The sequence below is a fragment of the Tritonibacter sp. AK171 genome, assembly GCF_030127025.1.
GTDB lineage: Bacteria > Pseudomonadota > Alphaproteobacteria > Rhodobacterales > Rhodobacteraceae > Epibacterium > Epibacterium mobile.
On sequence record NZ_CP126134.1, the window covers coordinates 828,517 to 850,844 of the forward strand.

Annotated in this window: 23 protein-coding genes; 12 read left to right on the plus strand and 11 right to left on the minus strand. The window is 60.9% G+C overall.

Annotated features, from left to right (window positions below; translation table 11 throughout):
* Nucleotides 1–148 precede the first annotated feature (148 nt).
* The 3 genes from QNI81_RS03940 (at nucleotide 149) to QNI81_RS03950 (ending at nucleotide 3,622) form a co-directional block, all read left to right on the plus strand.
* Entirely contained in the window at nucleotides 149–946 is a 798-nt protein-coding gene (locus tag QNI81_RS03940; RefSeq protein ID WP_283967430.1) for a crotonase/enoyl-CoA hydratase family protein, read from the plus strand.
* Nucleotides 947–992: 46 nt separating this feature from the next.
* On the plus strand, nucleotides 993–1,718 hold the full coding sequence (locus QNI81_RS03945) for a sterol desaturase family protein (RefSeq protein ID WP_283967431.1): 726 nt from the start codon (nucleotides 993–995) through the stop codon (nucleotides 1,716–1,718).
* Nucleotides 1,719–2,155: 437 nt separating this feature from the next.
* On the plus strand, nucleotides 2,156–3,622 hold the full coding sequence (locus tag QNI81_RS03950) for a globin-coupled sensor protein (protein WP_065325704.1): 1,467 nt from the start codon (nucleotides 2,156–2,158) through the stop codon (nucleotides 3,620–3,622).
* An 85-nt stretch (nucleotides 3,623–3,707) separates the two neighbouring features.
* On the opposite strand, the gene QNI81_RS03955 is transcribed toward QNI81_RS03950, so the two are convergent.
* From QNI81_RS03955 to secG, 5 genes are all read right to left on the minus strand, one after another.
* Nucleotides 3,708–4,610, minus strand: a complete 903-nt coding sequence (locus QNI81_RS03955) for a fructose bisphosphate aldolase (RefSeq protein ID WP_283967432.1) — start codon at nucleotides 4,608–4,610, stop codon at nucleotides 3,708–3,710.
* A gap of 182 nt (nucleotides 4,611–4,792) precedes the next feature.
* Entirely contained in the window at nucleotides 4,793–5,173 is a 381-nt protein-coding gene (locus QNI81_RS03960) for a hypothetical protein (RefSeq protein ID WP_283967433.1), read from the minus strand.
* A 143-nt stretch (nucleotides 5,174–5,316) separates the two neighbouring features.
* The gene (locus tag QNI81_RS03965) at nucleotides 5,317–5,685 is read right to left on the minus strand and encodes a VOC family protein (RefSeq protein ID WP_283967434.1); all 369 of its coding nucleotides are present in this window, start codon (nucleotides 5,683–5,685) and stop codon (nucleotides 5,317–5,319) included.
* 136 nt (nucleotides 5,686–5,821) lie between these two features.
* Nucleotides 5,822–7,465 (minus strand): CTP synthase, encoded by a 1,644-nt coding sequence (pyrG, locus tag QNI81_RS03970; protein WP_009177176.1) that lies wholly within the window; start codon nucleotides 7,463–7,465, stop codon nucleotides 5,822–5,824.
* Nucleotides 7,466–7,689: 224 nt separating this feature from the next.
* Nucleotides 7,690–8,055, minus strand: a complete 366-nt coding sequence (secG, locus tag QNI81_RS03975) for a preprotein translocase subunit SecG (RefSeq protein WP_009176593.1) — start codon at nucleotides 8,053–8,055, stop codon at nucleotides 7,690–7,692.
* A 182-nt stretch (nucleotides 8,056–8,237) separates the two neighbouring features.
* On the opposite strand from secG, the gene nthA reads away from it, so the two are divergent.
* The 5 genes from nthA to QNI81_RS04000 all read left to right on the plus strand — a co-directional run bounded on the left by nthA (nucleotide 8,238) and on the right by QNI81_RS04000 (nucleotide 11,613).
* Nucleotides 8,238–8,864: a nitrile hydratase subunit alpha gene (gene nthA, locus QNI81_RS03980; protein ID WP_283967858.1), complete on the plus strand. Its 627-nt coding sequence runs from the start codon at nucleotides 8,238–8,240 to the stop codon at nucleotides 8,862–8,864.
* Nucleotides 8,861–9,547, plus strand: coding sequence for a nitrile hydratase subunit beta (nthB, locus tag QNI81_RS03985; protein ID WP_283967435.1), 687 nt, complete (start codon nucleotides 8,861–8,863; stop codon nucleotides 9,545–9,547). The genes nthA and nthB overlap by 4 nt, the downstream gene beginning before the upstream one ends.
* A complete protein-coding gene (locus QNI81_RS03990) occupies nucleotides 9,544–9,879 on the plus strand; it encodes a nitrile hydratase accessory protein (protein WP_283967436.1) in 336 nt (111 codons plus the stop codon). The genes nthB and QNI81_RS03990 overlap by 4 nt, the downstream gene beginning before the upstream one ends.
* A 175-nt stretch (nucleotides 9,880–10,054) precedes the next feature.
* Complete coding sequence (locus QNI81_RS03995; RefSeq protein WP_009176440.1) at nucleotides 10,055–11,368, plus strand: adenylosuccinate synthase; 1,314 nt, start codon at nucleotides 10,055–10,057, stop codon at nucleotides 11,366–11,368.
* Nucleotides 11,368–11,613 carry a DUF2842 domain-containing protein gene (locus QNI81_RS04000; protein WP_283967437.1) on the plus strand — a complete coding sequence of 82 codons (246 nt, stop codon included), beginning with the start codon at nucleotides 11,368–11,370 and terminating at the stop codon, nucleotides 11,611–11,613. The genes QNI81_RS03995 and QNI81_RS04000 overlap by 1 nt, the downstream gene beginning before the upstream one ends.
* A gap of 268 nt (nucleotides 11,614–11,881) precedes the next feature.
* Here QNI81_RS04000 and QNI81_RS04005 read toward each other — a convergent pair whose 3' ends face one another.
* Nucleotides 11,882–14,209 carry a chemotaxis protein CheA gene (locus tag QNI81_RS04005; protein WP_283967438.1) on the minus strand — a complete coding sequence of 776 codons (2,328 nt, stop codon included), beginning with the start codon at nucleotides 14,207–14,209 and terminating at the stop codon, nucleotides 11,882–11,884.
* A gap of 137 nt (nucleotides 14,210–14,346) precedes the next feature.
* Between QNI81_RS04005 and QNI81_RS04010 the strand changes: the two genes are divergently transcribed.
* A complete protein-coding gene (locus QNI81_RS04010; protein WP_009176773.1) occupies nucleotides 14,347–15,018 on the plus strand; it encodes a thiamine diphosphokinase in 672 nt (223 codons plus the stop codon).
* Here the strand turns inward: QNI81_RS04010 and QNI81_RS04015 are convergent.
* On the minus strand, nucleotides 14,984–15,961 hold the full coding sequence (locus tag QNI81_RS04015) for a DMT family transporter (RefSeq protein WP_283967439.1): 978 nt from the start codon (nucleotides 15,959–15,961) through the stop codon (nucleotides 14,984–14,986). The two genes, QNI81_RS04010 and QNI81_RS04015, sit on opposite strands and share 35 nt — an antisense overlap.
* A 71-nt stretch (nucleotides 15,962–16,032) precedes the next feature.
* Nucleotides 16,033–16,944 carry an alpha/beta hydrolase family protein gene (locus QNI81_RS04020; protein ID WP_283967440.1) on the minus strand — a complete coding sequence of 304 codons (912 nt, stop codon included), beginning with the start codon at nucleotides 16,942–16,944 and terminating at the stop codon, nucleotides 16,033–16,035.
* 99 nt (nucleotides 16,945–17,043) lie between these two features.
* On the opposite strand from QNI81_RS04020, the gene QNI81_RS04025 reads away from it, so the two are divergent.
* The gene (locus QNI81_RS04025; RefSeq protein ID WP_168594109.1) at nucleotides 17,044–17,598 is read left to right on the plus strand and encodes a TetR/AcrR family transcriptional regulator; all 555 of its coding nucleotides are present in this window, start codon (nucleotides 17,044–17,046) and stop codon (nucleotides 17,596–17,598) included.
* Between the two features lie 60 nt (nucleotides 17,599–17,658).
* On the opposite strand, the gene QNI81_RS04030 is transcribed toward QNI81_RS04025, so the two are convergent.
* Both QNI81_RS04030 and QNI81_RS04035 read right to left on the minus strand, forming a co-directional pair.
* On the minus strand, nucleotides 17,659–19,032 hold the full coding sequence (locus QNI81_RS04030) for an L-serine ammonia-lyase (protein WP_283967441.1): 1,374 nt from the start codon (nucleotides 19,030–19,032) through the stop codon (nucleotides 17,659–17,661).
* Entirely contained in the window at nucleotides 19,033–19,740 is a 708-nt protein-coding gene (locus QNI81_RS04035; protein WP_283967442.1) for a glutathione S-transferase family protein, read from the minus strand.
* Nucleotides 19,741–20,067: 327 nt separating this feature from the next.
* Here QNI81_RS04035 and rpiA point away from each other — a divergent pair, with 327 nt between their 5' ends.
* Nucleotides 20,068–20,856: a ribose-5-phosphate isomerase RpiA gene (gene rpiA, locus QNI81_RS04040; protein WP_005619953.1), complete on the plus strand. Its 789-nt coding sequence runs from the start codon at nucleotides 20,068–20,070 to the stop codon at nucleotides 20,854–20,856.
* A gap of 153 nt (nucleotides 20,857–21,009) precedes the next feature.
* On the plus strand, nucleotides 21,010–21,696 hold the full coding sequence (locus QNI81_RS04045; RefSeq protein ID WP_283967443.1) for a class I SAM-dependent methyltransferase: 687 nt from the start codon (nucleotides 21,010–21,012) through the stop codon (nucleotides 21,694–21,696).
* A gap of 147 nt (nucleotides 21,697–21,843) precedes the next feature.
* On the opposite strand, the gene QNI81_RS04050 is transcribed toward QNI81_RS04045, so the two are convergent.
* Nucleotides 21,844–22,281 (minus strand): PACE efflux transporter, encoded by a 438-nt coding sequence (locus QNI81_RS04050; protein ID WP_283967444.1) that lies wholly within the window; start codon nucleotides 22,279–22,281, stop codon nucleotides 21,844–21,846.
* Nucleotides 22,282–22,328: the final 47 nt, after the last annotated feature.

Sequence of the window (22,328 nt, forward strand, 5' to 3'; positions counted from 1 at the left end):
CCGGGCGGGCGCAGACGGGCAAGGGGCCATGCGTGATCCGGTGCCCCAGCGTCAGGCTGGAAAGCGCGGGCGAAGCGCGGCAAGCTGGGTGCAACCAACGAGGGTGCCACAGCGACGGCACGCGAGACGACCAGAGGAGGAGCCTGTGATGGCTGAGGAAAACGCGCGTGTATCCGTCGAGATCCGCGACCACGTGGCTCATGTCACGCTGACCCGCGCCGACAAGATGAACGCGGTCGACAAACACATGCTGGCGGCGGTCATCCAAGCGGCCAAGGAGGTTGCGGCCTCGGACGCGCGAGCGGTGGTTTTGTCGGGCGAGGGCAAGAGTTTCTGCGCGGGGCTTGATGTGATGAGCTTTGCCGCGATGGGGCAGATGCAGGACACCGGCTGGATCATGGATCGCACCGAGGGGGACTCCAATGATTTTCAGGCCGTCGCCATGATGTGGCGCGCCTTGGATATTCCGGTGATTGCGGCTTTGCAGGGCGCAACCTTTGGCGCCGGGCTTCAGATTGCGCTGGGGGCGGATATGCGTATTGCGGCCCCGGATGCAAAGCTCGCGGTGATGGAAATGAAGTGGGGCCTGATCCCGGATATGGGGGGCATGGCGCTCCTGCCGCAGCTGGTGCGTTCGGACGTGCTGCGCATGCTGACCTATACGGCAACGCCTGTGGAGGCCGAGCAGGCCGAGCGCTGGGGGCTGGTCACCGAGGTCGCGGATGATCCGTTGGCCCGCGCGCAGGCGCTTGCGGCAGAGATCGCAGGCAAGGGCCCCAATGCCATCCGCGCCGCCAAGCGCCTGATCGCCTATGCCGAAAGCGGTGCCAATGCCGCAGAGGTGCTGTTGCGCGAAAGTGAAGAGCAGGCAGCACTGATCGGCAAGCCCGAACAGATGGAAGTGGTGATGGCGAACATGCAAAAACGCCCGCCGGTCTTTAAGTAGCGCCGGGGCGCGCAGGTTGGGCAGGTCCATTCGGGGAGGAGCGGACATGATGCGGTTGAAACTCTTGCTGACGCACCCGTCGGTGCCAGTGATGCTGGCGGCGGTGGCGCTGGGTGTGGCGATCCTGCTGATGCAGGGGGCGACATGGCAATGGGGCTTTGTGGTGCTGGGAGTCGGCCTGCAGATGCTCAATGAATACGGGCTGCACCGTTATATCTTCCACCTGAAGCCGCCGCGCCGGCAGTGGGCCTTTGATCTGCTCTATCAGGCGCATTACGGCCACCATGATTTTCCGACCAATCATCGGCTGTTCTTTGCGCCGATCTGGGTGGCGCTGCCGATGCTGGCGGTGAATTTTGCGCTGATCTACGAGCTGGTGTGGCTGGTCCTGCCGCTGCATGCGCTGACGCTTGCGGCGGCGATCGTGCTGGTGGGCGGGGTTGCGACCTTTCTGGGGTATGAGTGGTTTCACATGACAGCGCATCTGACAGTGACCAAAACACGGGTGGAGCGGCATGTGACCCAGCTTCACAACCAGCACCATTTCCGCGATTTCTCCAAATGGTTCCATGTCTCGCCCGGCGGTGAGGTGATCGACCGCGCGATGGGCACGGCCATCGACCGCGAGGCGCTGAAGAAGCAACAGCGGGTCGAGTTTATCCGCACCCTTGGCATGACACCGGACGACCCGAGGCTGGTGGCCGCGCGGAAACGGTTTGCAAATCGTTACCAGTTGAGTGCCGACGACATCGCCCGCGCTTGTCGCGCGTAAACAGGCTGAGGGAGGTCCGTGGCGGTGTCGGGAGAACTGCAAAAGATGGCATTCTGTCAAAAAGTGATTTTGAAGTTTTCAGTTTCATTACGTGGGGCTGCGCGTTGAATTTGGCGAGAAGCTTGTTTGGTGAAGTAAATTCCCATTATTTATAAGGCGGATCACGCCTTGGGGCGAATCGATCTTTGCGCGGCTTTAGATTTTGAAATTCAAAATAATTCACCTGTTCAGGGTGTTGTGCAATAATGCGTCATCTATTGTCCACAATTCCGAAAGGGGAATGTGTGACGCTGTGTTTTTGACGGGCGTAAACCATAAAATTGTATTTATTTAGCTTTCGTTCGCAAATCGATCATAATTCTCGAAGTCCTGCGGCGCTTTATTTTGCGATAAACTCACGGCGACCGCTGCTTTAACGAATGCAGAGGAGTACTCCTGTGACGGTTGAGATGAACGCACTGCTCGCGACTTACGATCTGGACGGAGCAAATCAGGCCCGCTTGCAAAAGGCCTCCAAGATGGTGATGGCGCTGCTGCCTGAGGTTTTGGATCACTTTTATGATCGGGTGGGGCGCGAGCCGGAAATGGCTGCCTTTTTTAAAAGCGACAAGATGCTGGAGCGCGCGAAGGGAGAGCAGCTCAAACATTGGTCGCGACTGTTTTCCGGGGAGTATTGCGAGGATTATCAATCCTCGGCGCGCAATATCGGTCAGGTGCACACCCGCATCGGCCTGCCGTTTGCATTTTTTAATGCCGGCTACGCGCATGCAAATGCGCAAATTCAAGCACTTATTCTGAAGCGCCAGACAGGTGGGCTGTTTCGGCGCGCGTCTGAGACGCATATTTTGCTCGGGATTTTGTCACGGGCCATGGCGCTCGATATTCAACTGATCTTTGACGCCCATGCAGAGGCCGTACAAGAAGAGCAAAACCGCGGCTTTCGCTATATGACCGATGCGATCGAGGCGCTGGCCGCACAAGACCTGAGCCATGATATTCCTTCGCCCGAAAACAGCGACTTTCCGGAACAGTTCAATGGTATTCGCGAGAGTTTCAACGCTGCAATCGGTGCCTTGCGGCAGGTCATTTCCGGGATTCGCACCTCTGCACAGCAATTGGACAGCGGGGCGCTGGAGGTTTCACAGGCCTCGCAAGATCTATCCCAACGCACGGAATCTCAGGCCGCGACGCTGGAGCAGACCGCAGCCGCCGTGGAGGAAATCACCGTCAGCATGCGCTCTTCTGCGGAGGCGACGCAGCAGACCAGTGGCGCGGTCGATACCACCCGCCAGCGCGCCGAAGAGGGCAGCGTGGTGGTGCGAAATGCGGTTGAGAAAATGAATGAGATTGCGGACTCCTCGGCCCAGATTTCCAAAATCATCTCGGTGATCGACGATATCTCCTTTCAGACCAATCTGCTGGCGCTCAATGCCGGGGTTGAGGCCGCGCGGGCGGGCGAAAGTGGCCGTGGCTTTGCGGTGGTGGCGTCCGAAGTGCGCAATCTGGCGCAGCGCACGGCTGACTCTGCCGGTGAGATCAAGGAGTTGATCGACATCAGCACGAAACATGTGGAAAGCGGCGTGGAGCTTGTGGGCAACGCGGGCGAGATGCTCGAAAGTATCGTCAATCACATCAACGAAGCCGCTGACCTCACGCAACAGGTGGCCAGCTCTGCCGAGCAGCAATCCACGGCCTTTGGCGAGATCAACATCGGCGTGTCGCAGCTTGATAGTGTGACCCAGCAAAACGCGGCCATGGTCGAACAAAGCACCGCTGCCCTGATGGAAATGCGCAATGAGGCATCGACCCTCTCGGGGCTGGTGTCTGTGTTCCAGCTTGGATCGGGCAGTCAGAGTGGCGGGTTTGAGGGCGCACAGGATGCGGCGTTCCGCAACGTGGGCTAACGGTCCGATGTATCAGATGTGACAAAGGCCGCAGCGGGTGCTGCGGCCTTTGTTGTTTCAAGCAACGCTTAGTTTGCGACGTGCTTCAGAGCGAGGCTTTATAGATCTTGTCGATGTTGGAGCCGAGGGCTGCGTTATAATCCGCATCCGACATCGCCACATTCAGCCCCTCGGTGAGGGCGCGCGAGAACGACGCGATCATCTTGCTGTTTTGCGACAGGCGCGCGCAGGCATCATCGGTGGTGTAGCCACCAGACAGCGCCACCACACGCACCACGGCGGGGTGATCCGCGAGGCTGTCATAGAGGCCAGCCTCATTGGGAATGGTCAGTTTGAGCGAAACCTTGGTGCCCTCGGGCAGGGCGTCAAGTTGGGCTTTGATTTCGCCCTTGAGCAGGGCTTCTGCCTCGGATTTGGTGGTGGAGTTGATGTCCACCTCGGGTTCGATGATCGGAACCAGACCGGCGCGGGCGATTTGCAAGCCAACCTCGAACTGCTGCGCCACAACGGATTTGATGCCGGCGGCGTTGGCTTCTTTGACGACGGAGCGCATCTTGGTGCCAAAGATGCCAGCGGCAACCGCGCGTTCCAACAGCGCGTCGAGATCGGGCATCGGCTTCATCAGCTGGACGCCGTCTGCCGCATCCGCAAGGCCCTTGTCGACCTTCAGGAAGGGCACAACGCCGCATTTTTCCCAGAGGTAGGTGGGGACGGGCGTGCCGTCGATAGCGTTGTCCATGGTTTTTTCAAACAGGATCGCGCCAAGGATCTTATCGCTGTTGAAATCCGGTGCGGTAATGATGCGGGCGCGCATCTTCTGGATTTCTCCGAACATTTCGGCGTCATTGGAATAGGCGTCTTCCATCACGCCATAAAGCGCCAGCGCCTTGGGCGTGGAGCCGCCGGACTGGTCCAGCGCGGCGATGAAGCCCTTGCCAGTTGCAATGCGGTCAAACTGTTGCTGATGGATTGCGGGGTCTGTCGCCATGACGGGCGGCCTCCTTGGGAAATGCACGGATACTGTTGCTGCCACTTCTATACCGCGGGCCAAGAGGGAGACAACAAATGCTTTGCGATGGTTGCGCTAACGTCCCGCCGTTTCAGCGAAAAAACGCTATGCGGGTATCATGAGGCGAAGCCAGCGGATGCGCGGGCAGGCGCCAAGCACCATCAGGCCGCAAGCGAGGAGCCGATAAAATGTTTCAGGGCCTTGTGCGGCAGGCATTTTTCGCGGCTGCGCCCGGCCAGACGCACGGTGTCAAACAGCACCGTGAGGGTCATGTCGGTGAAGGATAGGCTCCAGTAACGGGCATCCATCGCGGCCCAGCGGGCGGCTTTTTCACTGCCGCAGATTTCGGTGAAATTCCACGCCGAGACCGGGTAGGGCGACTCTGAGAGTTCATCCACATTCATGGGATCGACGCGAAAATCCAGCACATCGTCAAATTCCAAAATAGCGAGCCCGCCGCCCGCAATGGGCGCCACCTCGTAGCATAAGAGCAGCTTGTCGCCGTCGAAAAAGACTGCGGGAACCTCTTCGGTTCCGATCACCGGGAACTCCTCTCGGGGTTCTTTGCTCGTTATGGTGCCTGTTTCTGGCATCGTCGTCTCCAACGGCCATTCTCGGCCGTGCTTGGGTCGTCACTTCGACTCAGGACCATAAGAGATGGGGGCTTCTAAATTGCTAACGAGACTCACCTGTTGGGCGCAAAAATTCGGCTTGAGACAGAGACCGAATTGCCGTCCGGGTCCTTGCGATTGGCAAATTGGTAGCCGTCCGCCTCGTGGAGGTTGCCAAAGGCAAAGCCGGCCTTTGATGCAGCGGCACAGAACCCGGCCACATCCTCAACGTCAAAGACCAGTTTAACGCTGGCTTGCCCGATTTTCTGTCTGCGGGCGGCAGGATGCAACAGAAGGGCTGCACCGGCGGCTGGGGGGCGCAATTCGACGATCCGGTCGCCGGGGAGGTCGTGGCGGGTGTAGCCAAAAAGGGCGGTGTAAAACGCCACCATGTCATTGATGCGTTTTGTATAGATGAGGATGCGCCCCAAACATGTTTGCATGTCTTCTCCTCCGGTAGGTTCGGAGTGTGGCAGTAGCTCATCGCGCTGCCAAGTGCGCATGAAAAAGGAGCGCATGCAAAAAGGGCACCCCCGATAGAGATGCCCTTTGTTCAGTTATCGTGACGTTGCGCAGGTATCAGACCAGACGCGAGGTTTCCTTGGCCGCGCGGACGAAATCCTTGAACAGCGGGTGCGGATCGAAAGGTTTCGATTTGAGTTCCGGGTGGAACTGCACGCCGATGAACCAAGGATGGTCGCTCCATTCAACGATCTCGGGCAGGCGGCCATCCGGGCTCATGCCGGTGAACTTCAGACCGCAGGCCTCGAGTTTTTCGCGGTATTTGATGTCGACCTCATAGCGGTGACGGTGGCGTTCCTCGATGGAGGTGGAGCCATAGACCTCGGCCACTTTGGACCCATCGGCGAGGGACGCGTCATAGGCACCCAGACGCATGGTGCCGCCTTTGTCGTCATCGGCGCTGCGGCTCACCTTGTGGTTGCCCTGCACCCATTCCTTCAGGTGGTAAACCACGGGTTCAAAACGCTTTTTACCCGCTTCATGGTCGAATTCCTCGGAGCCTGCTTCCTCGATACCGGCCACGTTGCGGGCGGCCTCAATCACGGCCATCTGCATGCCGAGACAGATGCCGAGGTAGGGCACCTTGTGCTCGCGGGCATATTGCGCCGCCTTGATCTTGCCTTCGGTGCCGCGCTCGCCAAAGCCGCCGGGCACGAGGATCGCATGGAAGCCCTGAAGGTATGGCGTTGCGTCTTCCTTGTCGAAGAGCTCTGCGTCGACCCACTCGATACGCACCTTCACCCGGTTCGCCATGCCCCCATGAGTGAGTGCCTCGGCGATGGATTTATAGGCGTCCTCAAGCTGGGTATATTTGCCGACGATGGCGACTTTGACCTCACCCTCGGGGTTGTAGATGCGGTCGGCCACGTCTTCCCATGTGTCCAGCGTCGGGCGCGGGGCAGGGGCGATGCCAAAGGCGTCCAGAACCGCCTGATCGAGCCCTTCGCGGTGATAGGCCAGCGGCGCCTCGTAGATGGATTTCAGATCCTGCGCCGCAATCACGCTGTCGGCGCGCACGTTGCAAAAGAGCGCCAGCTTTTCGCGTTCTTTGACGGGGATCGGACCCTCAGAACGGCAGACCAGAATATCGGGGGCCAGACCGATGGAGCGCAGCTCCTTCACGGAGTGCTGGGTCGGTTTTGTTTTCAACTCGCCAGAGGCTTTGATGTAGGGCAGCAGCGTCAGGTGCATAAAGATACACTGACCGCGCGGCTTATCCTGGCTGAACTGGCGGATGGCCTCAAAGAAGGGCAGGCCTTCGATGTCGCCTACGGTGCCGCCAATCTCGCAGAGCATGAAATCGACCTCATCCTCTCCGATGGAGATGAAGTCCTTGATCTCGTTGGTGACATGCGGAATCACCTGAATGGTCTTGCCGAGGTAGTCGCCGCGGCGCTCTTTCTCGAGCACGTTGGTGTAGATCCGCCCGGAGGAGATCGAGTCGGTCTTGCGGGCTGGCACGCCCGTGAAGCGCTCGTAGTGGCCCAGATCAAGGTCGGTTTCGGCCCCGTCGTCGGTCACAAAGACCTCGCCGTGTTCAAACGGGCTCATGGTGCCCGGATCGACGTTCAGATAGGGGTCGAGTTTGCGCAGGCGGACGGAATAGCCCCGCGCTTGCAGCAGCGCACCCAGCGCAGCAGAGGCCAGTCCCTTGCCCAGAGAAGAGACGACACCGCCAGTAATAAAGATGAAACGCGCCATGTTTTCGGCTGCCCCCGTGAGATCGTGTCAGGTCCAAATCGGTTCAGTCGTGATCCGGGGAAGACCCCGCATCTCTTGCTGCCCGGCGGTGATTTCAACGTGTGTTTTCACGCCTCAAAAACCGCAGCATCACGGGACTTAACGGTTATCAGATTCGCAAAGCATGCGCAAGGGAACCGCAAGATGCTGTTACGGTTCCCTCAAGTCTGTCTAGGTTTTGTATGTCAGTCGGCGCTGGGTACCAGCGGCGCGTTCTCGCCCGAGCTTGGCGGCAGAAGATCGTTGCCAAGCGGAGAGGTCGGTGCGTCCGGCGTGCTATCCTGCGTCGACGGCACAAGGCTGTCGGTGATCGACGAGCGCCCGGATTTCTGAGCGGCCAGCACCGTGAGGGTGATGGAGGTCGCGATGAACGCGATGGCCAGAACCCAGGTTACTTTGCTCAGCGCGGTTGCAGCTGCGCGTCCGGTCATGGCACCGCCGCCACCACCGCCACCCATGCCAAGGCCACCGCCCTCGGAGCGTTGCAAAAGAACAACGGCAATGAGGCCGAGCGCCAGAAGAAGATGGATGATGAGAACGACGTTTTCCATAGGACCCTGCGGCTGTTGGCTGAGTATCGGGCGGTTCATAGGGAAGATTGCCGGTCGGGGCAAGGGCGGAGTTCTTTTGTCTTTTGCTGAGGGGCGCAAAAACCGGCTGCGCAACAGGAATTGATTGTATGCATCACGATTTGAAACTGGACACAGCAGGGGCTGCGACGCCAGCATTCGACATGCCTCATGATGATCCCGACCACCCGCATAGCCTGCTGCCATCCGAGCCCGCCCTGCGCGTCAAGGCGCTGGAGACGATTCTGACCCGCAAGGGGTTGATCGACCCGGCGGCGCTGGATGCCATCATTGATACGTATAAAAACAAGATCGGCCCACAGAACGGCGCGCGCGTGGTGGCGCGGGCTTGGCATGATCCCGCGTTTCGCGCAGCTCTTTTGCAAGACGCGGATGCGATCTTGGATGAGATGGGCCTCAATGGGCGCCAAGGGGAGCATGTGGTGGTGATCGAGAACACGCCAGAGCGGCATAACATGGTCGTCTGCACCCTATGCAGTTGCTACCCGTGGCCGCTGTTGGGGATACCGCCGGGGTGGTATAAATCCGATGCCTATCGCGCGCGTGCCGTGCGCGAGCCTCGCAGAGTTCTGGCGGAATTTGGCGTCACCCTGCCTGACGAGACCGCGGTGCGGGTGTGGGATTCCACCGCTGAGGTGCGTTATCTGGTGCTGCCGATGCGCCCCGAGGGCACCGAAGGGTGGAGTGAGGACGCCTTGATGGCGCTTGTGGGGCGCGATTCGATGATAGGAACCGCATTGGCAACGCCGGCCAGCGAGGTCCCCGCATGAGCCGCATCCATGATATGGGCGGGCGCTACGGGGACGGGGCGATCCATCCCGAACCTCAGGATGCGCCGATCTTTGCGCAGGACTGGCATGCCCGCGCGCTCGCGGTGACTCTGGCCTGCGGTGCGTTGGGGCAGTGGAACATTGATATGTCGCGCCATGCGCGCGAGTGCCTCAGCCCCTCTGACTATATGAACTTCAGCTATTATGAGAAATGGCTGGCCGCGCTGGCGGATCTGTTGGTCGCGCAAGGGGTCTTGAGCCGTGCGGATCTGAGCGCGGTGTCGGACGCGCCAGACACCATCCATCCGCTCGCGGCGCGGCACCTGCCTGCGGCGCGTGTTGCGGCAGTGCTTGCGGCGGGGGGACCTGCGGATCGCGACAGCACTGTGGCCGCACGCTATCAGCCTGGCGACATCGTGCGCACGCGGCTGAGCGGCAATAGATCTGTCGCGGGCGGCCACACGCGGCTGCCCACCTATGCCAGCCACGCCGAGGGGCGGATCTTGCGCCTGCACGGCAGCCACGTCTTTCCCGATTCCAATGCCCATGGCCAAGGGGAGGCCGCAGAGCCACTTTATGCGGTGGTGTTTGCGGCAAAAGCCCTGTGGCCACAGGTGGAGAACCCCGGTGACGAGGTGGTGTTGGATCTGTGGCAAAGCTATCTGGAGCCTGTATCCACATGACTGACACCCTTCAGCGCCTTGAGCCAGCCTTTGAGGCCCCATGGCACGCGCAGGCCTTTGCGCTGGCGGTGCATCTGAATGAAAGCGGGCTGTTTACATGGCCCGAATGGGTGGAGCGCTTCTCTGCCGGGTTGCGGCAGGCGGGCCTGAGCCGCGAACTCAATGGCGGTGATGACTATTTCACGGTGTGGCTGGCCACGTTGCAAAGGTTGATGGCGGATCAGGGACACACCGATGCGGACGAAGTAGAACGCATCCGGCAAGGCTGGGCAGAGGCCTATCTGTCCACGCCGCATGGGGCTCCGGTCCACCTGCCTGATGATGTGATCTAGCGCAGCCCGTTTTAATAATCCTCTTCGGTCGGGCAGGCTCCGGGCCCGTTTTTGCAGTGCGCTGCAGGTGCGGACCTGAGATTGTAACCATGATGCGACGAGATTCCGGTTTCCTCGCCCGCGCCGCCTCGCTATACGGGGCGTCGGTTTCAACCCAGCATACAAAGGACCTGAGATGGCCAATGTCGTGGTAGTCGGCGCCCAATGGGGCGATGAAGGTAAGGGCAAGATCGTTGACTGGCTCAGCGAACGCGCCGATGTGATCGCGCGCTTTCAGGGCGGCCACAACGCCGGCCATACGCTGGTCATCGACAAGAAGGTCTACAAGCTGCACGCGCTGCCCTCGGGCGTGGTGCGTGGTGGCAAGCTCTCCGTCATCGGCAATGGTGTCGTGCTCGACCCGTGGCACCTGATGAAAGAGATTGAGACCGTGCGCGCCCAGGGTGTGGAGATCACGCCCGAGACGCTGATGATCGCGGAAAACACACCGCTGATCATGCCATTCCACGGTGAATTGGACCGCGCCCGCGAAGAGGCGGCCTCCAAAGGCACCAAGATCGGCACCACCGGTCGCGGTATCGGCCCGGCCTATGAGGACAAAGTGGGCCGCCGTGCCATTCGCGTGGCCGATCTGGCCGATCATGCGACGCTTGAGGCGCGCGTGGACCGGGCACTTCAGCACCATGACCCGCTGCGCAAGGGCCTCGGCGTGGAGCCGATCGACCGTGACGCACTGGTCGACTTGCTGAAAGAGATCGCGGGTGAGATTCTGCCTTTCGCCGCGCCGGTCTGGAAGGTGATGAACGAGAAGCGCAAAGCGGGCAAACGTATCCTCTTTGAAGGCGCTCAGGGCGCGCTTCTGGACATTGATTTCGGCACCTATCCCTTTGTGACCTCGTCGAATGTGATCGCCGGTCAGGCGGCGACCGGTGTTGGCATTGGCCCCAACTCCATCGATTATGTGCTGGGTATCGTCAAAGCCTATACCACCCGCGTGGGCGAAGGTCCGTTCCCGACGGAACTGCTGGGCGCGGACGGCAAACCGGATGCGGATGGCGAGCGTCTGGGCACCCGGGGTCATGAGTTTGGCACCACCACCGGCCGTCAGCGCCGTTGTGGCTGGTTTGATGCCTGTCTCGTGCGCCAGACCTGCGCAACCTCCGGCATCAACGGGATTTCCCTCACCAAACTCGACGTTCTGGACGGGTTTGAGACGCTGAAGATCTGTGTGGGATATGATCTGGACGGCACCCGCCTGGATTATCTGCCGACCGCCGCCGATCAGCAAGCGCGCTGCACGCCGATCTATGAGGAGATGGAAGGCTGGAGTGAGTCCACTGAGGGCGCGCGCAGCTGGGCAGATCTGCCTGCCAACGCGATCAAATATGTGCGCCGGGTTGAAGAGCTGATCCAATGCCCGGTCGCGCTTTTGTCCACCAGCCCGGAGCGGGACGACACCATTCTGGTGACCGACCCCTTCGCTGACTGATGGCAAAGGATGGTCTCAGCTACCGCGCCCGGAGGATCTGGGCGCTGGTGATACTGCTTGTGGGGATGCCGCTCTATATTGTGCTGGCGGTGACGATCATGAACCTGCTGGATCGCCCGCCGATCTGGTTGGAGCTGCTGGTCTATGTCGCGCTGGGCGTGGTTTGGGTGCTGCCGTTCAAGTTCGTTTTCAAAGGTGTCGGCAAGGAAGATCCCGACGCGCTCCACGACGAACATCCAAAGTAACACCGCTCCGTATCGGCGCACATGATGTGAGGGCGGGAGGCTCCCGCCCGTGCTCCGTGCCCCTTGCGGGACCCATCGCCCAGTTGGGCCCGGCGCCGCGCTCCCCGCAGGGGAGCGCGGCGCCGGTCGCTTCGGGCAAAGCCCGAAGCGAAACACCTCAGACATTGTCGTCAACCTATCGCGACATGAAGGGTTTGATATCAAACAAAAACACCGCCCAAAACAGGGCGGTGTTTTTTGATCATCGATACTATGGCGGCTGTGGCGGTTAGCCTGCCGCGCGGTTGCCGGGGCGGAAGCCAATCTGTGAAGACACTGAGAAGCGCCCGTTGGAGGCCTTCTTCAGCTTGCCTTCGCGCAGCAACATGCCAAAGGAGCGCAGGCTGTCCTCGCGGTTGAAATCATCCTGCCCCTCAAGCATGCGCACCTTGTTGATCAGTTGCGGGCGGGAGAAACTCTCGCGGCCTTCCACAAAACTCATGTAAGAGGCAGCAGCTTCCAGCAGTTCATGCAGCTCCACCGCGCCTTTTTCCGTCGCATAGGTGGCAAAAGCGCCGTCCTGTTGCCGGGCCGCAGGTGTGCTGTCGTCCTCGTCAGACCCCATCAGCACGCTGGAGACCCGACGGGGACGCACTGGCGTATCCGAAGGCTGTGCCTGTGCGGCTGCGGTAGGTTTTTCTTCCGGGGTCGGGTCGATGCGCTGCTCGGCCACCAGTTTCAGTGGTGCGGGGCGCGCCTGACCTGAGCCGCGAGCGGCACCGTCGTCAGATCCCCCACGGGACGGGCGGACCACATGGGCGAGATCCTCGCGGAAGGCGCGGGTGCGGGCCTCACGGCGGGTGTCATCCGATTCGCCGGTATCCGCCTGGGCCGCAGCCACCGCCGCACGCAGTTGATTATAGGTTTCGCGCGATGAGGCTGCATCCTCGTCGCTCAGACGGTCATCGGCAGCCGCCATCAAACGCGAGACATCCCCGTCGGTCGACGCATCCGAGGAGGTCAGAATCTCGCGTGCGGGGCGTTCTGCCGCAGCAGGCGCCTCTGGCGCGATCTCGGCATGGTCTTCCTCAAACGCATCGTCTTCTGCTGGGGTCGCATCCGCCTGTGATCCGCTTGAGGCCATCAATTCGGCCTCAACGGCGGCCAGCTCGGCCATCAGGTCAGCTTCTTCATCTTCCGAGAGGCTGCTTTCTTTGGGCGCGGCGGGAGCGATGGCTTTTGGGGCGTCAGCGGCCGGTTCGCGGCGCGGGGTTACATCCTCTGCGGTGGCGTCGATCAGAGAGCCATCCGCTTGTGCTCGTTTCACACGGATCACCCGACCACGCACCGGACGGCGCGGGCGGATTGGTTCTGCCGGGGCCTCAGCCGCTGCTGGTTTCTCTTCGGCCGGGGTTGCATCGCTTTCGGCCTCAGCGGACGGAGCCGCTGCTGTCGCGTCTGAAGCGTTTTGTGCTTCTGGCTCGTCCGCTTCCGGCTCTGCCGCATCAGAGTCTTCGGGCGTGGCCTGGACGTTCCGGGTGACGCGGATGGTGCGCGCCTTAAGGGGGCGCTGAGGGCGCACTGGCTGTGCCTGCGCCTCCGGCTCGTCCGCACTCTCGTCAGAGAGAGTGTCTTGAGCCATGGTTTCAGACACCGTGTCGGCGTCACTCTCGTCCTCTGCGTCTGTTGCGTCATCCGAGGCGGGCGCATCCACACGCGCACCGGTCAGGTCCAGCCGATCCAGAATGTCGCTGACGGATTCTTCATGCGTTGCTTCGTCCTCGAACGACTCATCGTCACGCAGATCGTCTTCAAAGGCGGTCGCTACGTCCTCGGGCAGGTCGTTTTCACCGGTGCTGACCGCATCGGCGTGCTCATCCTCGATGAATTCTTCGCTGCGGTTGGGGGTCTTGGCGACGACGGCGCGGATGCGCTGCAGCTTGGCTGCAATGCTGTCGGTGGCAGGAACGGTATCTTCGGACCGCGGAGCCGGGTCGAGGACATCCTCGGCCTCGGCCATCAGGTCATCTGCGAGGTCCGCTTGAATGTCGTCTTGAATATCATCCGCCTCATCTACGTCAGTGGCGAGATCCTCGGCGCGTGTTTCGCTAAGCGCGCTGCTCACATCTGCGAGGATCGAGGCTGACGCTGCATCCGTATCCTCGGCAGTGGTTTCAGCCACCGCTTCGCGATCTTCTGCGATCTGATCCGCGATTTCAGCAGTCGTTGCGGGCGAATCGGTGACCGGCTCCACCGCATCGGCGTCCTCGGTTGCGGTCTCTTCGAGCTGAGGTTCTGCGCGGGTCTCCGCAGCAGGCGTGGCGCCTGGCGTGGCCACCTGAGCGGGCGCCGCAGGTGCAGCGGCGGCAGCGCGCAGATGAATACCGCTGTCGCTGCTACGGGCCTCAACCTGACGGGCAATTTCACGCTGGGCGATCCGGGCCATCATCTCGGCATCTGGCTGAGGCGGTTCCGCACCAAAGTAACGGTCATCCGCAGCCAGATCACGAAAGTACTCGGCAATCGCTTTCATCGTGTCAAAGGAGTCTTCGAACCCCTCAAGGGTGCACGAAAACGTTCCATAAGAAACGGTTAAAACTTTGTTATTCTGTACCATTCGTCGGCTCGTCCTCAGCAAAGTCGCAAGGTCAACACTATTCATCTTCGGGTCAAATTCGGCCCGACTCCTAGCAATTGTTCGTATAATTTTGTGTTTACATTGTGGCTTGTTTCCATTTCTGCCAGATACCCTCCATGACAGAGGTAATTGTTCAGGAAACCGCCCCGGTCACGCTGATTGGCGGGGGGGATGTCACCAGATCTGATCTGGCCGAAGCTCTGGCGCATGCGCCGGGTCTGGTTGCCATCGACAGTGGCGCGGATCAGGCGCTGGCGCTTGGGCATCGGCCTCGGGCGGTGATCGGTGATTTCGACTCGGTGTCTGATGCGACCCGTGCGGCCCTCTCTGAGAGTATACTGCATCTTGTTGAAGAACAGGAGACGACCGATTTCGACAAGGCCCTGCGGTCGGTCAATGCGCCTCTGGTGCTGGCTGTCGGCGTTCTGGGCGCGCGTCTGGATCACCAGTTGGCCGCGCTCAATGTATTGGTGCAGCCGCATGCGGCCAGTTGCATTCTGATCGGCGCGCATGAGCTGGTGGTGCATCTGACCACACCGCTGGAGGTGGCACTGAACGCGGGTGATGTGGTCTCACTCTTTCCGCTGTGTCCTGTGACGGGGCGTTCAGAGGGGCTGGAGTGGCCCATCGAGGGGCTGAACCTGTCGCCGATGTCGCGCATTGGCACCTCTAATCGCGCCACCGGGCCAATCCGGATCGAGGTGGACGGGCCGGGACTGCTGGCGATGCTGCCGCGGCACTGCCTCAGTGGGCTTATTCAGGCGATGCAGGCAGGCCGGTCTTGCTGATCGGGGTTGGGTCCACTTTGCGCGCCGCGCGGCTGACGCTGCGTTCGCGCATCACCGCATAAAGTCCTGCTGCCATGGTCAATGCGATCCCGCAGGTGGCGATTGTGTTGGGCAGCTCTGAAAAGAACAGCCAACCGACAAAGACCGCAATCGGGATCTCCAGATACTGCATCGAAGCCAGCGTGCTGGTGGGCGCATAGCGCAGCGACCATGTCATCAGCAGATGCGCAATGGTGCCCAAAACCCCCGCTAGCAGCAGCAGGTTCACCTCGGGGCGGGCGGGCAGTGTGGTGTTCAGTTCTTTGAGCTCGAACTGTGCGCCAAGCGCAAAGAGCCCCGCCATCAGCACGCAGGCCATGCCGCCGGACACGGCCTGTATCGCGATGGGATCGGTTTCGCGGGCGATGGTGCGTGTCACCATCATAAAGACCGCAAAAATCACCGCCACCGCCAAGGGCCAGAGCGCGTTCAGGCCCACCGCGGCAAAGCTCGGCTGGATCACCAGAAGCGTGCCGGCAAACCCCACGATACAGGCCAGAAGGCGGCGCAGGCCGACGTCTTCCTTGAGGACATATTTGCCCAAGAGCAGCATGATGAAGGGCATCACAAAGGCAATGGCCACTGCATCCGCCAAAGGCAGGAACCGCAGCGCCATGAACATCGCGGTGATGCCCGCCATCTGTAGCACCGTGCGCAGCAGCACGATGGGCATAATGCGCGCAGGCAGGCGCAGAGAGATCCCCAGCATCAGCGCCACCGGTGCGAGGATTATCCCCTGTGCTGCAAAGCGGACAAAGACGATCTGCCCCACCGGAATGCGCGTCGACAGAAGTTTTGCCACCGCATCGCCAAGCGGAATGAGGGCGCAAAAGCCCAGCATCAAGGCAATACCAAGAAGCGGGCGGTCTGTTGTATCGGGGGTGGTGGCAGATGTTTGGCTCATCCGGCGACGCTAGGGGCGGCGGCGGGGCTTGGCAAGTGGTGAATATGTTCAGGAGCTGCGGGCCACTGACGCTATCGCGCCTGCCGCAGAGGGGCTGCGTCGACCTGCGCGGTCTGGTGCAGCAGGAGGGCGTCCCAGGCGGCCGCGTTGCCTGCGCCGAGACCCGCTCCGAGACCTGCACCGAGAAAGCTCACATGGCCCAGGTGCTTCAGCCCATAGGGGCCGGGATCAAACATGCGCAATTGGGTGCGGCTGGGCGCAAAATGCGCCGCATACCGCTGAACCGCGACGGGGGGCACGACGACATCATCCGTCGCCACGCAGAGTTCCAGTGGCGGATGGGGCGCGTCGAAATCGGGCTGTGGCAGAGACCGGCCAATGTCGCTGGCAAAGAAATCCCGCCGCGTACACCAGCGCCGCCATTGCCAGTAGACCCCGGCAGGCAGATCTGCGCCAAGCCCGAGCCGCCGTCCCGGCAGATAGCCTGTCACCGCCGTTGCAAGCGGGCCAAGCAGGAACCAGAAGGCTAGAACCTTGGGCAGGTAGCTCCAGGGGTGATCCCAGTGATGTGTCATCCCGGACCCCAGCGTGATGATGCGTGAGACCCGCGCGGGATAAGTGTGAAACGCAACGCCCAACCCGCCCAATGAATGCCCAAGCACCCAAAGCGGCCCGGTGGGGGCAAGCTCGGCCAGTTTGCGTTGTGCCGCGTCCTGATCGGCAACCGCCCAATCCGCCATGGAGGCGGGGCTGTTGCGGATAGGGCCATGCAGCGAGTCGCCAAAATCCCGGTAGTCATAGGTCAGGGTGCCAATGCCCCGCTCTGCGGCCCATGCCGCGAAATGACGGTAAAACCGCTGCGGCACACCGGTTGCCCCATGCAGAACCATGGCCGCCTGCATGTGCCCCTGCGCCGGATACCATTTGCCCACAAGCGGGCTGCTGCTGGGGCCAAAGGGGATGGTTTCGGGCGTGGGGGACATGGGGGATCACCTCTGACTGTGTGTAGTCTGACTGTGTGTAGACCAGTCGGTCTAATTGCATGTGTAGACCAATCGGTCCAATGAGGCTATTGCTTTTTTATGACCGCGCCAGACACCCGCATCACACTGATCAAGACCGCCTCACGGCTCTTTCGCAGGAAGGGCTATTCAGGGGTGGGGCTGACCGAGATTCTAACCGAGGCGGGTCTGCCCAAAGGGTCGCTTTATTATCACTTTCCCGGCGGCAAACCCGAATTGGCGGCGGCGGCCACGCGCTGGGCAGGGGCCTGGATCGAGGCTTTGGTGCAGCGGTCCTTTGAAGGGGCAGAGACGTTCGAAGAGGGCGCGCAGGCGGCCTGCCGGGATCTGGCGGCCACATTGGCGCAGGTCGACCACATCGAGGCCTGCCCGGTGCTGAGCGTGTTGCAGGCGGCCTCGGACACGCCTTTGCTGCAAGAGGCGGTGCAGGAGGTCTATGCCAGCTGGACGGAGGGTCTGGCGCGCGAGGCGCGGCGGCTCAATCGGGCAGAGCCGGATGCGGCGGCCTATGCGCTGCATATCCGCCTGCAAGGGGCCTGGGTGATGGCCTATGCGCAGCAATCACAGCAGCCGCTGTTGCGACTGGCGGATGAGATCGGCGCGGGCATTGGCTGAGTGAAAGCCGCCAAAGGGGCTGCGCCACCCGCCGGACGGATGGCGCGCCTGTTTGCGGGTTCAGCAGTTGGGCACGTTCACCGCAAGGCCACCGAGCGAGGTTTCCTTGTACTTTTCATGCATGTCGGCCCCGGTCTGGCGCATGGTCTCAATCACCGCATCCAGCGGCACAAAGTGCTGACCATCGCCGCGCAGCGCCAGGGACGCCGCCGAAACCGCCTTGATCGCGCCAAGGCCGTTGCGCTCGATACAGGGCACCTGCACCAGACCCTTGACCGGATCACAGGTCATGCCGAGGTGGTGTTCGAGCGCAATTTCGGCCGCGTTTTCCACCTGTTCCGGCGTGCCGCCCATCACTGCGCAGAGCCCCGCCGCCGCCATGGCAGAGGCCGACCCGACCTCGGCCTGACAGCCCGCCTCAGCGCCGGAAATCGAGGCATTGTATTTGACCAGCCCGCCGATGGCGGCGGCGGTCAGCAGGAAATCCTCGATATGTTTTTCCGACGCGCCGGGGACATGATTGAGGTAGTAGCGCAGCACCGCAGGCAGCACGCCAGCCGCACCATTGGTGGGGGCGGTCACGACCTGACCCCCGGCGGCGTTTTCCTCGTTCACGGCCATGGCGTAGACGCTCATCCAGTCGTTGATGGTGTGCGGCGCGGTCAGGTTCATGCCACGCTCGGCCATCAGGGAATCATAGATGCCCTTGGCGCGGCGACGCACGCTCAGGCCGCCGGGCAGGATGCCGTCGCGCTCCAGCCCACGGTTGATGCAATCGTTCATCACCTGCCATAGGCGTTGGGTGCCCTTGGCGAGGCTTTCCTCGCATCCGCGCGAGACCTCGTTGGCGCGTTTCATTTGGGCAATCGTGAGGCGGGAGGTTTTCGCCATCTCCAGCATCTCGACGGCGGATTTGAACGGGTAGGGGATCGGGTCGCCCTCATCCGTGGCCTTGCCCTGCGCCAGTTCTTCTTCGGTGAGCACAAAGCCCCCGCCGACCGAATAATATACCTGCCGCAGCGTGACATCCCCCTGCGCGTCGGTTGCCATCAGCACCATGCCGTTGGCGTGGCCGGGCAGCGCGTGATCATAATCAAAGATCATGTCCGCCTTGGGATCAAACTGCAGGGTGCCAAGATCATCAAGCACAATGGTCTTGGTGGCATTGATGGCCGCGAGCGTGTCTTCGGCTTTGTCGTTATCATAGGTGTCGGGCAGAAAGCCCGCGAGCCCGAGAATGGTGGCGCGGTCGGTGGCGTGACCCACCCCGGTGAAGGCAAGCGAGCCATGCAGCGAGGCGCGTAGGCCGCGAAACTCAAACGGCGAGGCGCGCATCATGTCAAGAAAGCGCGCGGCGGCCACCATCGGGCCCATGGTGTGCGAGGAGGACGGGCCGATGCCGACCTTGAACATGTCAAAAACGGAGAGGAACATTTAGGTGGCTGATCCTTCTGGAGGGATGGCGAATGTTGGGGCGGTGAAGGGCGTCGGTCCGAGCCCTTCGGCGATTTGTGCGGCCTTTGTGCTGTTGCGCGCCTCGGCCCGGCGACACATCTCAGAGAGTGCGGGGTAGGCGGAGAGCTCAAACCATGGGGTTTGCGCGGTCTCTGCGTAGAGCTTGGTCCACCGCAACAGACAGGGCAGGTAAAGGTCAAGGAGCGTCGGCTGGTCTTTGCCGGTGAGGGCCGGGGTAACTGCCAGCGCGGCGTCAACCATGCGCAGGTGGTCCTGCAAGCGCTGACGGAGCATTTGACGCAGTTGCGCGTGATGTGACGGATCGGGGCCGATATATTTCTCCGGGTAGAAATACTGGCGTAAATCGACGTGCAAGGTGTTCGAGCACCAAAACAGCCACGTCAAAAAGCACCCGCGTTCGGCAGATCCGGGTGCGGGGGCGAGACGCGCGGCTTGATCCGAAAGCCACAGCAGTATGGCTGCGGTTTCAAACAGCGCTCCATCCGGTGTTTCCAGAACCGGGATAGTGCCATTGGGGTTGAGGCGTAGATACTCCGGTGCGCGCTGGGCCTGTTGGCTGCGGTCCACCAGGAGTGTCTCATAGGGCAGGCCAAGCTCTTCCAGCGCCAGTCGCACGATGAGCGAGGCATTGTCGGGCGCATAGTGAAGGCGAAGCGGTGTGGTCATGCAGAGATCTTAGGTCCGTGCGGGGCGAAGTGAGCGATTGAAACCGACGTTTCCGATAGGAAACGCGCTGGTGTAACCTATGATTTTGACGCCGCTTTGCAACCAATCAGTTATGATCAACCACATCACTGTTCCTTTCGGGGCGGAGGAGAGGTGTTTCGCTTCGGGTGCCCCGAAGCGACCAGCGCCGCGCCTGCCTGTCGGCAGGCGCGGCGCGCGCAGATCGCCCCTCGCGCGGGCCACACAAACCGCCTATAAAGATCGCGCAGGCCATTGGTTTTTGCCACCAAGGTCCGCCACATCAAAAAGCGCGGAGGTCTATATCCCATGAGCGGCGAGCTATCCCCCATCGACAAAGCCAAATTTGTGGCTGCCAAACGTGCGGCTGAGCTGGTTGAGGACGGCATGCGCGTGGGGCTCGGCACCGGGTCAACCGCCGCATGGCTGGTGCGCTGTCTGGGTGAGATGGTGCGCGAGGATGGGTTGAAGATCACCGGCGTGCCCACCTCTGCCCGCACGGCGGAACTGGCGCGCGAAGTGGGGATTGAGGTGATTACCCTCGACGAGGCGCGTTGGCTGGATCTGACCATCGACGGTGCGGATGAGTTCGACGGCGATCTGAACCTCATCAAAGGCGGCGGCGGCGCGCTGTTGCAGGAAAAGATCGTTGCGACTGCGTCCGATCAGATGGTGGTGATTGCCGATAAGGCCAAGGAGGTCGAAATGCTCGGGGCGTTTCCGTTGCCCATCGAGGTGATCCCCTTTGGCTGGCAGACCTCGCAGGCGCTGGTCGAGGAGACGCTGATCTCAATGGATGTGATGGGGCGCAGCTCGACGCTTCGGATGAATGGGGCCAGCCCCTATGTAACCGATGAGGGCAACCATATCCTTGATCTGCACCTCAACCGCATTGGCAATCCAAGGCAATTGGCGCTGGTTCTCAACCAGATACCGGGTGTTGTTGAGAACGGGTTGTTTATCGACATCTGCGACACGGTGGTGATCGGCTATGGTGACGGTAAGGTCGAGGTGCGCGACATCAATGAAGGCACCATCGAGACCGACCGGATTGATTTTGTCGAGACGGACAATCTGTTTGCGGATTTGGGGGAGTAACCTCTCACTAATAGCAGTTTGGTGACAGCCGCCCTGTTTGGGGCGTCAAGAGTGGTGAGGATTTTCCGACAGTCTTAGGAGAATGTTCTCTTTTTGCGGGCAAGCATGGGGCCGAAGAAAAGAAGACCGTCTTGTGAAACAAGGAAGTAAACCGTGCGACAAGAACAGGAACAGCTGAATGTCACCGCCAACAAGCTGGTGAGCGAACTGGTGAGCGGGGCCGTGAAGCTGCATCAAGCGCGTGTGCAGACGCAAATCGACAATATCCCCAACTATAAGCTGGGTAAGGAAAATATTGCGGGTTGCCAGTTGGTTTTGGACCGCGAAGAGCTGTTAAAACGCCTGCCAAGCGGTGGCGTCGTTGCGGAACTTGGCGTGGATCAGGGGGGCTTTAGCGCCGCCATTCTGGAACATAATGCGCCATCTCAATTGCATCTCGTCGATATTTGGGGGGACGCGCGGTATCACGAGGGTAAGGCCCAAGGGGTGTTTGCGAAATTCAGCGAGGAGCTGGAAACCGGGAAGGTCGCGATCACCCGCGCGCTTTCGCTGGATGCGGTGGATGCTTTTGCGGATGAGACCTTTGACTGGATCTACATCGATACCGACCACAGCTATGCCACGACCATTGCCGAGCTGCGCGCCTGGGCACCCAAAGTGAAGGCGAATGGCTTTATCGCAGGCCATGATTACACGATGGGTAATTTTGCCACCGGCTACAAATACGGCGTGGTCGAAGCCGTCGCAGAGTTCTGCGTCCAAAATGGCTGGAAACTCTCGTATCTGACCGCCGATTACAATGAGAGCAACAGTTTTGCCATCAGCCGGATCATGAATTGAGGCGGTGACAGTTGCCACGCCGATCTCGGTGAGCAGATCAGCCGTCATGTCATAAAAGCCGCCCTGTTTGGGGCGGCTTTTGTATGTGAGAATTTCTGAGCCTATCCGACCCAGATGCAGGGAAGCATGAGACGAGGCGTCAGCGGGTTAGTGGCCTTGTGCCGCTTTTTGCCATTCCGGCAATGGGAACAGCCGATCATAGGCCCAGTTAAAGCCAAAGGCGTAGACCATATAAAACAGCGCAAAAGACACATCCATCACAAAGGCCTGCCAGAGTGAAATCTGCAGATACCACGCGATGAACGGCATCAGCACAATGAGCAGCCCGCCCTCAAATAGAACCGCATGCAGAACGCGGAGTTTGGGCGTCTTTAGCGTACTGCCGCGCCAATGCTGCAAGAGCGCGTCAAAGCCGTAATTGTAGAGCAGATTCCACAGGGTGGCGAGGGTGGCGCTGACGATGCCAACAGCACCGATGTCATGGATGGGAAACTGAAACACCACAGCCCCAAGGGGGATGATCAGCAACAGGGCGATGATCTCAAAACTCAGGGCGTGGCGGATACGATCAAGGGGGGAACGCATGGGCGACCTCATCTTCATGGTCGGGTCGTCCCGAGGCAAAATCAACG

Bases quoted from the DNA above. Each gene is read 5' to 3' on its own strand.
- QNI81_RS03940 (WP_283967430.1), top strand. From the start codon at position 149: ATGGCTGAGGAAAACGCGCGTGTATCCGTCGAGATCCGCGACCACGTG.
- QNI81_RS03945 (WP_283967431.1), top strand. From the start codon at position 993: ATGATGCGGTTGAAACTCTTGCTGACGCACCCGTCGGTGCCAGTGATG.
- QNI81_RS03955 (WP_283967432.1), bottom strand. From the start codon at position 4,610: ATGGCGACAGACCCCGCAATCCATCAGCAACAGTTTGACCGCATTGCA.
- QNI81_RS03965 (WP_283967434.1), bottom strand. From the start codon at position 5,685: ATGCAAACATGTTTGGGGCGCATCCTCATCTATACAAAACGCATCAAT.
- pyrG (WP_009177176.1), bottom strand. From the start codon at position 7,465: ATGGCGCGTTTCATCTTTATTACTGGCGGTGTCGTCTCTTCTCTGGGC.
- secG (WP_009176593.1), bottom strand. From the start codon at position 8,055: ATGGAAAACGTCGTTCTCATCATCCATCTTCTTCTGGCGCTCGGCCTC.
- nthA (WP_283967858.1), top strand. From the start codon at position 8,238: ATGCCTCATGATGATCCCGACCACCCGCATAGCCTGCTGCCATCCGAG.
- nthB (WP_283967435.1), top strand. From the start codon at position 8,861: ATGAGCCGCATCCATGATATGGGCGGGCGCTACGGGGACGGGGCGATC.
- QNI81_RS03990 (WP_283967436.1), top strand. From the start codon at position 9,544: ATGACTGACACCCTTCAGCGCCTTGAGCCAGCCTTTGAGGCCCCATGG.
- QNI81_RS03995 (WP_009176440.1), top strand. From the start codon at position 10,055: ATGGCCAATGTCGTGGTAGTCGGCGCCCAATGGGGCGATGAAGGTAAG.
- QNI81_RS04000 (WP_283967437.1), top strand. From the start codon at position 11,368: ATGGCAAAGGATGGTCTCAGCTACCGCGCCCGGAGGATCTGGGCGCTG.
- QNI81_RS04005 (WP_283967438.1), bottom strand. From the start codon at position 14,209: ATGGTACAGAATAACAAAGTTTTAACCGTTTCTTATGGAACGTTTTCG.
- QNI81_RS04010 (WP_009176773.1), top strand. From the start codon at position 14,347: ATGACAGAGGTAATTGTTCAGGAAACCGCCCCGGTCACGCTGATTGGC.
- QNI81_RS04015 (WP_283967439.1), bottom strand. From the start codon at position 15,961: ATGAGCCAAACATCTGCCACCACCCCCGATACAACAGACCGCCCGCTT.
- QNI81_RS04020 (WP_283967440.1), bottom strand. From the start codon at position 16,944: ATGTCCCCCACGCCCGAAACCATCCCCTTTGGCCCCAGCAGCAGCCCG.
- QNI81_RS04025 (WP_168594109.1), top strand. From the start codon at position 17,044: ATGACCGCGCCAGACACCCGCATCACACTGATCAAGACCGCCTCACGG.
- QNI81_RS04030 (WP_283967441.1), bottom strand. From the start codon at position 19,032: ATGTTCCTCTCCGTTTTTGACATGTTCAAGGTCGGCATCGGCCCGTCC.
- QNI81_RS04035 (WP_283967442.1), bottom strand. From the start codon at position 19,740: ATGACCACACCGCTTCGCCTTCACTATGCGCCCGACAATGCCTCGCTC.
- rpiA (WP_005619953.1), top strand. From the start codon at position 20,068: ATGAGCGGCGAGCTATCCCCCATCGACAAAGCCAAATTTGTGGCTGCC.
- QNI81_RS04050 (WP_283967444.1), bottom strand. From the start codon at position 22,281: ATGCGTTCCCCCCTTGATCGTATCCGCCACGCCCTGAGTTTTGAGATC.